Origin of the sequence: Methyloceanibacter sp. (assembly GCF_050728395.1) — a bacterium.
In the GTDB taxonomy this organism is placed as follows: domain Bacteria; phylum Pseudomonadota; class Alphaproteobacteria; order Rhizobiales; family Methyloligellaceae; genus Methyloceanibacter.
The window spans coordinates 1-8,013 of record NZ_JBOHJB010000110.1 but is presented as its reverse complement, the minus strand read 5'-3'; the positions used below and the strand labels follow the sequence as shown (position 1 = coordinate 8,013).

Sequence of the window (8,013 nt, the reverse complement as noted above, 5' to 3'; positions counted from 1 at the left end):
GGAGGGGGGTGAAGCACCGTTACAGCGTTCGTTGCCAACCCCCTCCCTACCCTCCCCACAAGGGGGGAGGGGGTAAGCTCGCTAGCGCTTCCTCGTCTTTTTCGCTGCCGCGGTCTTCTTGCGCGCGGCACGGGCGCGGGCGGCTTTCGCATGGTGCTCGCCGTAGCGCATGCCTTCGAGCTTCATGCCGTCGGGATCGAGAAAGAACACCGCGTAATAGTCGTCGTAATATTCGCCGGCGGGGTCGACGATGGTGGCGCCCTGCTTTTCCAGATAGGCCTGGAGCGCATCGACATCGGCGCGGCTGCGCAAGCGGAAGGCGTAGTGATGGAAGCCGATATCGCCCTTGCGGTAGGCGTGCTTCTTGCCTTCGGCATCGGCTGCGGCGATCCAGAACAGTGTCTTGCCGTTGGTCCAGCCCATCATGCTGCCGTCATATTCTGCCTCGACGCCGAAGCCGAGGAACTTCATCAGCGGCGCATAGAATTCCTTCGACTTTGCAAAATCGCCGACGCTGATCACGAGATGGTCGATGCCGACAACGCGCACCATGTGCCTCTCCTTTGGAGTTCGTGCTCAAGCCCACAACGCATAGCCCCACTAAATCGTCATCTCCGGGCTTTACCCGGCCATCCACGCCTTGGTGCCTCCAAAAAGGCATAAGGCCGGGCATGACGAATGCCTGCAGGGTTGGTATTAGGGTTCCATGACGGCTGCCGAGGGACGCCGAGAGGGGAGTTGGGGGACGCGCATCGCGCGCACTTTCGCCGTTTTTCTCGACCCCCGCGTGCTCATCATTCTTCTGCTCGGATTCTCGTCCGGCCTGCCGCTCGCGCTCTCAGCCTCGACGCTCCTCCTGTGGATGAAGGACGTCGGCGTCGACCTCAAGACCATCGGGCTGTTCGCGCTGGTCGGCGTACCCTACACCTTCAAATTCCTGTGGGCGCCCATCGTCGACGCCTTCCAGGTGCCGTTCCTGAGCAAGGCGCTCGGCCATCGGCGCGGCTGGCTCGTGTTCACCCAGCTTCTGCTCATCGGCGCGATCCTGTTCCTCGGCTTCCAGGATCCGGTGCGGGCGCCGCTGATGGTCGCGCTCGCCGCCCTCCTGGTGGCCACCGCCTCGGCCACGCAAGACATCGTCATCGACGCCTTCCGTGTCGAATATCTCCCGACCGATGCGCAGGCCGCCGGCATGGCCTATTTCGTCGCCGCCTACCGCATCGGCATGCTGATATCGACGGCGGGCGCCGTCGCCTTCGTCGCCTATCTGGAATATCGCGGCGTCGAGCGGGGGCTGGTGTGGACCTACGGCTATGCCGCCATGGCGGCGCTCGTGCTCGTCGGCATGGCGGCGGCCTTCATGGCCAAGGAGCCCCGCGCCAAAGAGCGCGAGGCCGAGGCCGAAGCGCTCGGCGAGCGAACCGGCAATCCGCTCAATCGCTTCTTCCGCGCCGCCTACGACGCCTTCGCCGATTTTCTCTCCAAGAAGGACGCGCTGCTGATCCTGCTGTTCGTGGTGCTGTACAAGCTCACCGACACCTTCGCCGGGGTGATGACCGGGCCGTTCGTGCTCGATATCGGCTTCGACAAGGCAAGCTACGCCGCAATCATCAAGGGCGTCGGCCTGATAGCCGCGCTTGCCGGCGGCGTCGCCGGCGGGGTGCTCGCGCGCGCCATGCCGCTATCGCGCGCCCTGATGGTCGCAGGCATCCTGCAGGCGCTGGCGAACTTCACCTTCTCCTGGCAGGCCTGGATCGGCGTCAATCACGCAGCACTTGCGCTTGCCATCTCCACGGAGAATTTCACCTCGGCCATCGGCACCGTGGTGTTCATCGCCTATCTCTCGGCGCTGTGCACGAGCCCGGCGCATACCGCGACGCAATTCGCCCTGCTCACCGCGGTCGCCTCGTTCGGGCGGACCACGCTCGCCTCGATTACCGGCTTCGTCGCCGCGGCAACCGGCTGGATCGTGTTCTTCGCGCTGTGCGCCGCCGCGGCCATTCCAGGGCTGCTGATCCTGTGGATCTTGATCAAGCGCGGAAATTTCGCGGACATCGAGAAGAAGGAACGCACCGAAGCGGCTGCTTGAACCATGGATCTGCCGATCCGGGCGATTCGATTTGGCCGATTGCGCTCTCGATTGAAGAAGCGGTCAAGTTGGCCTCTAGGATAGAAACTAATACGCACGGGTAGGATCAGGTTCCATCCCGGCTGACATCGATTTCAACTGTCGGCAAGCCAGCTCGCGCAAGCTTCGCCAAGCTCGGCTCGCGATCTCGCATCGTAGGCGGCGCATTCCTCGGCACTCAGCACGTCGCGCCAGCGGCCGTTGGTGCCCTTGTGGATGAAAGTCTCGGCGCCGCCGTCCCAGAACACGCCGCCAAGCGGGCTCGATTTGGTCGCGTTCTTCTTCATGTAACCGAAGCTGCAATGCTCGACGATGGCCGGGAAGCGCGCCTCGTCGATCGGCACTTCGAGAAAGTTCGCGACGCGCCTGATCTCGCCGGACAAGTCACGCTTCAGCGAAGCGAAATGCAGCATGAGCACGTTGGGCAGGTTCCGCACCTCCCACCAGCTCCGCACATTCTCGAAGAACGGCCAGAAGGGATAGCCGTCGCCGTCGAGCCACTCACGGAAATATTGGCGGATGTCGGACGGCGGCTTCGCAATCGGTGGGCCGACGCGGCCCGGCGAGTCGTTCAGCGCCTGGTACCAGCGCTCGTTGGCGTTGGCGTGATGATTGTACATGCTGAAGATCACGTCGCGCCCGTCGCGGCCGATATAGAGGTATTTGGCGCGCGGCGAGAACACCAGCGCATCGATGGGAAGATGCGTCTTGATGAAGCGGCGATGGGTTTGCGCCTCGACCGCCGGAAGCTTCACGTCCTTCGGCGGCACGCGAAGATCGAGCCAGGGCGACAGCTCGGCGACCGAGACGTCCTCGGCGCCGTCGAACAAAAGCTGCGCCACGATCTGCTGCACCCAGGTGGTGCCGGACTTGCCGTAGGTGGCGATGACGATGTCGTCGTCGCGGAACTTGAAGTGGTTCCAGATGGTCGAGTCGAAATGATGGTTATGCAGCTCGCGCTGCTTGTGCGGCCATGGAATGGGACTCTCGTTCATGCCGGAAGAATAGCATGAGACTCCGCTTGCTCCCGCTCCCCCCTTGTGGGGGAGCAGGCTCCGCTGCAAGCGGAGCCGAGGGGGGTGCGGTGAGGCGCGACTCCATTAGGTTGACCCCCCTCCCTACCCTCCCCCACAAGGGGGGAGGGGGAGTGTTGGGCGCGTCCGCGAAACCAATCGACGCTTACATCGTCTTGCGGGCCTTGACCGCGGCCACGAGCGTGCCCTCGTCGAGATAGTCGAGCTCGCCTCCGATCGGTACGCCGTGGGCGAGCCGCGAGATCGCGACGTTGCAGCCCACAAGCTGATCGGTCAGATAATGCGCGGTAGACTGGCCCTCGACCGTGGCGTTGAGCGCGAGCAGAACTTCCTTCACCTCGGGCGCGCCGGCGCGCTCGATCAGCTTGGCGATAGAGAGATCCTCAGGGCCGACGCCGTCGAGCGGCGACAGCGTGCCGCCGAGCACGTGATAGAGCCCGTTCAGCACATGCGCGCGCTCGAGCGCCCAGAGGTCGCCGACCTCCTCGACCACGCAGATCAGCGTGCGGTCGCGGGACTGGTCGCGGCAGAGCGTGCACGGGCTCACCGTGTCGATATTGCCGCAAGTCTCGCAGGTGACGATGCGGTCATGCGCCTCGGTCAGCGCCGCGGCGAGCGGGGCGAGAAGCTGCTCCTTCTTCTTGACGAGATGCAGAGCGGCGCGGCGCGCCGAGCGGGGGCCGAGGCCCGGAAGCCGCGCCAGCAATTGGATGAGGCGCTCGATCTCGGCGCTTGCGGCAGCCCGCGCCATCTATGCGCACTCGAAGCTCTGAGACTTGCCACGGCGCAACCTCTCGCTCTCCCCTCCCCCCTCGAGGGGGAGGGATAGGGAGGGGGGTTCGATAAACGATGCGCTGCTTACCCCCCTCCGCGCGCGCTTGATTGATTGCGCTATCGCGCCCTGCGCTGCTTGAGCGCAAGCGCGCGCGTGCTCCCCCTCAAGGGGGGAGCGGGGAGCAAGTTTCTCGCATCCCCATAGGGGAAATGTGCCGCGGCTTGGCATCAGAACAGCTTCAGGCCGGGAGGAAGAGGAAGGCCGCCGGTCAGGCTTTGCATCTTCTCCTGCAGCAATCGTTCGACCTTGGCCTTGGCGTCGGTATGGGCGGCGACGATCAGGTCCTCGAGGATCTCGACCTCCTCTGGCTTCGCCAACGAGGCGTCGATCTTCACCCCGACCAGCTCGCCCTTACCGTTCAGCGTCAACACCACGAGGCCGCCGCCGGACTGACCCTCGACGCGGGCGCGCTCCATCTCCGCCTGCATCTCGGCCATGCGGCCCTGTAGCTCCTGGGCCTGCTTCATCATGCCAGAAAAATTCTTCATGGGTCGGTCCCGTCCTCCTTGAACTCCTGCTCCGCCCCCTCATCGATCTCGGCCGGAGGTTCCTCGCTTGCGGTCGCTCGCACCGCGGCGATGCGCGCGTCGGGGAAATGTTGCAGCACTTGCTTGACCTCGGGGTGATCGCGGATGCGCTCAATCTCGCGGGCCTCGCGTTCGCGGCGCTGAACCCCCAAGGGTGCTGCGCCCTCCTCTCCGCTCAAGGCCACGATCCACACCCGGCCGGTCCAGGACTTCAGCTTGCGCATGAGATCCTGGCCAAACTCCTTCGGTGCGTTGGGAAGCGGATTGATCTCCACGTGCCCTGGACGGAAGCGCACGAGGCGCACCTGCTCGGAGAGCGCGTGTTTGAGCTTCAAATCCCGCTTCTCCTCGGCGAGCGCCACCACCTCCTCGAAGCTCTTCGGATCGGCGAGCGAGGGCGCCGGCGCGGGGTCTTCAGTCTCGGCGACCGGCGATGGTTCCGGTGCCGGCGGCGCTTCCCGCCGCATGGCAGGAGCCGGCTCCCGGGGAGCCTGCTTGTTGGGCATCGCGCGCGGGCCACCCTCCCCTTCGCCGCTGCCGTCGCCGAGGCGGCGCATCAGCTCGCCGGGCGTTGGCAGATCGGCGGCGTAGGCAAGCCGCACCAGCACCATGTCGGCGGCGGCATGGGGTCTCGCTGAGGACTTCACCTCCTCATGGCCCTTCAGCAGCATCTGCCAGGCGCGGGCGAGCACCGGCATGGAGAGGCGCTTGGCGAGATCGGCGGCGCTTGCCCGCTCCGGCTCGCTCGCCGCCGGATCGGACGCGCCGGCGGCCTTGACCAGGGTCACGGCATGGACCGCATCGGCGAGATCGGTGATCGCTTGCGCTGGCTCGGCGCCGTCATTGGTGAGCGCCGAGAGCTTGTCGAGCGCGCTTCCGGCGTTTCCGGCAAGCACGGTCTCCAAGAGATCGAAGATGCGGCCGCGATCGGCAAGCCCGAGCAGCCCGCGCACGGCCTCAGCCTCGATCTTGCCGGAACCGAAGGCAATGGCACGGTCGAGGATCGACAGCGCATCCCGCACCGAGCCTTCCGCCGCGCGGGCGATCAGCATCAGCGCCGCGAGGTCTGCCGCGGCGCCTTCCTGCGTCACGATGCCGGCGAGATGCTGGGCGAGCTGCTCGACCTCGATGCGCTTCAGGTCGAAGCGCTGGCAGCGCGACAGCACCGTGACCGGGACCTTCCGCGCCTCAGTCGTGGCGAAAATGAACTTCACGTGCTCCGGCGGCTCTTCCAGGGTCTTGAGCAGGCCGGCGAAGGCCGGCTTCGACAGCATGTGCACTTCGTCGATGATGTAGACCTTGTAGCGCGCGGTGTTCGGCTTGTAGTGGGCGCTGTCGATCAGGTCGCGGATGTTTTCGATGCCGGTATGGGAGGCTGCGTCCATCTCGACCACGTCGAGATGCCGGCTCTCGAGGATGGCGCGGCAATGCTCGCCCTCCTCGGTGATGTCGAGGGTTGGGGCCCCTTCACCCCCAGGCGGCACATAGTTGAGCGCGCGGGCGATCAGTCGCGCGGTCGTGGTCTTGCCCACGCCGCGCACGCCGGTGAGCATATAGGCCTGGGCAATGCGGCCGCTCGCGAAGGCATTGCGCAGCGTCTGCACCATGGCGTCCTGGCCGATCAGCTCGGAGAACAGCTTCGGCCGGTATTTGCGGGCGAGCGCCGCGTGGCTTTGGCCGGCGCCGGAAGGCGCAGAGGGGCTGTCGGCTTTCGCCGTCTTCTTCGTGGAGCGCTTCAGCGCGCCCTCTTGCTGGTCCTTACCTTCGGCCATGGACGAACTCACAATCTCAACGCGTCATGCCCGGACTTGATCCGGGCATCCATTCCGTTACGTCTCAGCACCTTGAGAGGCGACTGGAATGGATTGCCGGGTCAATCCTCGGGTCAAGCCCGAGGACAGGTCCGGCAATGACGCAAAACATTTGAGGCGGGTGGGAGGCTGGACAAACAACCCGCGTCAATCTCGTTAGGGCTGCTTCCTTCCGGACCTGACCCGGTTGGCGAGGAACGCGCCTGCCGCCAACCTCCCGGATGAGTATATCGGGGATAGCGGCGCCTGTGGCAACCCGGTGAGAGGCCCCGGCTGACTATGTCCGAAAGCCGCCCTGACGCCAGTAGAGGTAAAGCAGCACCAGGATCCAGATGCCGATGAATCCATCCGAGAACATCGTGAAAAAGTTGTAGGGAGCATAGTCCCCTTTGATCAGGGTCTCTCGGATGTGCCCATAAGTGGCTCCGAGCATGAAGAACGACCAGCCGAGGCCGGTCGCAAGCCAGAACAGCCCGCCGATCCAAATGCAGAGGAAACCGAGAATACCCCAGGCACCGTCATGGAACCCTACTTCGAGCTGAAATGGGCTCGGTGCCCAGCCAATGAGTTCCGCCGCCTGATCGGGGAAAAAGACATGGGGAATGAATCCCATCGGCAAGCCGATGACGCCGACACCCAACACCAGCGCGTATAGCAAGAGGATGTGAACGACGCGGAGCGGCGTTCGGGGCACCTTGCTGAAGGCCAAGTGCAGCAACGGCAGAACGACCATCAAAACTGCGATGAGCAAAGCGAGCATCGTTCCCCCCTCAATACTCTCAGCCTGCCTTCAGCTCGGCGCGGAACGGGCTCGCTCTGTAGGTGCCGAGCACCCGCACCTCGCTGGTGAAGAAGGCAAGCTCCTCCATGGCGAGCTCGACCAGCCGCTCGTCGGGATGACCCTCGATATCGGCATAGAACATGGTGGCGTTGAACGATCCCTCGAGCTGATAGGACTCAAGCTTGGTCATATTGACGCCGTTGGTGGCGAAGCCGCCAAGCGCCTTGTAGAGCGCGGCAGGAACGTTGCGCACCCTGAACACGAAGGTGGTGATGACCGGGCCGTCCTTGGACTTGGCGTGGTCCGGTTTTGAGGCAAGCACCACGAAGCGCGTGGTGTTGTGCTCGGCATCCTCGATCCCAGCCTTGGCAATCTTCAGTCCATAGACCTCGGCGGCGAGCGCCGAGGCAATCACGGCGCGCGTGCGGTCTTGCGTGTCGCGCAAATGCCGTGCAGCGCCTGCCGTGTCGGCCTCGGCCACCGGGGTGAGCTTCAACGCGCGGATGGCGTTGCGGCATTGGCCGAGCGCCATGGTGTGGCTGTGCACGGTCTTGAGATCGCTGAGCTTGACCCCTGGCAAAGTGAGCAGCTGATGGCGGATGCGCTCAAAATGCTCAGCCACGATGAATAGCCCAGAATCCGGCAAGAGGTGATGGATGTCGGCCACCCGGCCAGCGACCGAGTTCTCGATCGGGATCATGGCGAGAAGCGCGTCGCCACCTTTCACCGCGGCAAGCGCATCCTCGAAGGTGGGGCAGGCAAGCGGCTCCATCTTCGGATAGGCGTCGCGGCAGGCGAGATGCGAGTTGGCACCTGGCTCGCCCTGATAGGCGATTTTCTGACGCTTGGTTGCGGTCATCGACAAGAAGCCTTCCAACGAACAAGTCCCCCTCACCC

8 protein-coding genes and 1 other RNA gene are annotated in these 8,013 nt (G+C 64.6%); 1 reads left to right on the top strand and 8 read right to left on the bottom strand.

Annotated features, from left to right (window positions below; genetic code table 11):
- Positions 1–81: 81 nt before the first annotated feature.
- Positions 82–552 (bottom strand): VOC family protein, encoded by a 471-nt coding sequence (locus tag ACREC7_RS14515; RefSeq protein ID WP_431556403.1) that lies wholly within the window; start codon positions 550–552, stop codon positions 82–84.
- Between the two features lie 154 nt (positions 553–706).
- Here ACREC7_RS14515 and ACREC7_RS14510 point away from each other — a divergent pair, with 154 nt between their 5' ends.
- A complete protein-coding gene (locus tag ACREC7_RS14510) occupies positions 707–2,089 on the top strand; it encodes an AmpG family muropeptide MFS transporter (RefSeq protein ID WP_431556402.1) in 1,383 nt (460 codons plus the stop codon).
- Positions 2,090–2,223: 134 nt separating this feature from the next.
- On the opposite strand, the gene ACREC7_RS14505 is transcribed toward ACREC7_RS14510, so the two are convergent.
- The 7 genes from ACREC7_RS14505 to ACREC7_RS14475 form a co-directional block, all read right to left on the bottom strand.
- On the bottom strand, positions 2,224–3,123 hold the full coding sequence (locus ACREC7_RS14505) for a sulfotransferase domain-containing protein (protein ID WP_431556401.1): 900 nt from the start codon (positions 3,121–3,123) through the stop codon (positions 2,224–2,226).
- Positions 3,124–3,307: 184 nt separating this feature from the next.
- Positions 3,308–3,913: a recombination mediator RecR gene (gene recR, locus ACREC7_RS14500; RefSeq protein ID WP_431556400.1), complete on the bottom strand. Its 606-nt coding sequence runs from the start codon at positions 3,911–3,913 to the stop codon at positions 3,308–3,310.
- 251 nt (positions 3,914–4,164) lie between these two features.
- Complete coding sequence (locus ACREC7_RS14495; protein WP_431556399.1) at positions 4,165–4,485, bottom strand: YbaB/EbfC family nucleoid-associated protein; 321 nt, start codon at positions 4,483–4,485, stop codon at positions 4,165–4,167.
- A complete protein-coding gene (locus tag ACREC7_RS14490; protein WP_431556398.1) occupies positions 4,482–6,296 on the bottom strand; it encodes a DNA polymerase III subunit gamma/tau in 1,815 nt (604 codons plus the stop codon). Before ACREC7_RS14490 ends, ACREC7_RS14495 begins: the two co-directional genes overlap by 4 nt.
- A gap of 160 nt (positions 6,297–6,456) precedes the next feature.
- Positions 6,457–6,553: signal recognition particle sRNA small type (gene ffs / locus ACREC7_RS14485), an RNA gene on the bottom strand.
- A 59-nt stretch (positions 6,554–6,612) separates the two neighbouring features.
- Positions 6,613–7,095, bottom strand: coding sequence for a DUF6790 family protein (locus tag ACREC7_RS14480; RefSeq protein WP_431556397.1), 483 nt, complete (start codon positions 7,093–7,095; stop codon positions 6,613–6,615).
- A gap of 19 nt (positions 7,096–7,114) precedes the next feature.
- Positions 7,115–7,975, bottom strand: coding sequence for a prephenate dehydratase (locus ACREC7_RS14475; RefSeq protein WP_431556396.1), 861 nt, complete (start codon positions 7,973–7,975; stop codon positions 7,115–7,117).
- Positions 7,976–8,013 lie beyond the last annotated feature (38 nt).